The 1,241-nt window shown below is 71.5% G+C and carries 2 protein-coding genes; both read right to left on the reverse strand.

Going from position 1 to position 1,241, the window contains the following annotated elements; translation table 11 throughout:
- Nucleotides 1–649: FecR family protein (locus AC1DZ6_RS25410; RefSeq protein ID WP_477099858.1), on the reverse strand; the 649-nt coding region annotated here is incomplete at its 3' end.
- Nucleotides 650–705: 56 nt separating this feature from the next.
- On the reverse strand, nt 706–1,241 hold a 536-nt coding region (locus AC1DZ6_RS25415; protein WP_477099859.1), incomplete at its 5' end, for an RNA polymerase sigma factor.

Genomic DNA, 1,241 nt, shown 5'->3' on the forward strand with positions numbered 1-1,241 from the left:
GGCCCGGATGGACGCGGCTGACGGCCACGCTGCCCTCCAGCACCGTCACCCGCGCCTGGTCGCCGCGCAGGCCGGTGGTGAAGCGGGTGCCGGTGACGATCACCTGCCGGTCGGCCAGGGCGACCTGGAACGGATGGGTCTTGTCGTGGGCGACGGCGAAATAGGCGGTCCCCTTGTCCAGCGCGAGCCGGCGCACGGGACCGTCCAGGCGAGCGCGCAGGGTGGTGGCGGTGTCCAGGGTGACGTGCGATCCGTCGGCCAGCACCACCTCGCGGATCTCGCCGACGGCGGTCTGGTAGATTGTCGCGCCGGCCATCGGGTCCCTGGCCGGCCACACGGCGACGACCAGGGCGGCGGCGGCCAGGCCGCCGAGGGCGGGAGCCAGCCAGACACCACGCGACCGTCGGCGGGCCTTCGCGGCGCGCGGGATCAGGTTGAGGTCGCCGACGAACTCGGCGCGCAGGGCCTTGCTGTCGCGAACGGCCGCCTTCACGGCGCTGTAGTCGTCCAGGTGACGTGGATCGGCGTCGAGCCACGTCTCGAACGCGTCCAGGTCGCGGGGCGAGACCTTAGTCCGGCCCAGGCGCACGACCCAGCTCTCGGCCGTTCGCGGCTGGCGTTCAAAGAGGCGGACGAAGCGGTCGAGCATGTCGGAGGAGCGGCCTTCCCGGAGGGGACTTGTTTTCTCAACGATCGGCGGGAGCATTACCTCAGGTCCTCCCGCGCGGCTTTCAGCCGTCGGAGCGCCTCGGCGAGGTGCTTTTCCACCATGCTGACCGAAACGCCCAGGCGCTCGGCGATCTGTCGATAGCTCAGATCCTCGAAGCGATGCAGCAGGAAGGCGTCGCGGCAGCGAGGCGGCAGGGCCCGGATCGCCTGGGCCACGCCGGCCAGATCCTGGCGGGCGATCGACTGGCGATCGGCGGCGGGGGCGTCGCTGGGGACGGCTTCCCAGGCGGCCGTCTCGGCGTCGGCGTCCAGCCACGCGGCCCGCGCGCGCTCGCGGTTCGTCGCCTTCCACTGATCCTTCAGCAGGTTTCTGGAAATGACGAAGAGCAGGGGGCGGGCGTCGGCGTCACCGACCCGGTGCCCCGCCCGGTGGAAGCGGGCGAAGGCTTCCTGAACAAGATCCTCGGCGTCATCCAGGRACTGGCCGCGCCGCTGCAGGTAGCCCACGAGTTCGGCGCGCAGCTTGGTGAGGTCGGTCGAGTGCGGGGTCATCAGCATGGCCCGCCCAGACG

This window comes from Caulobacter sp. P1_B12_2, assembly GCF_056406675.1.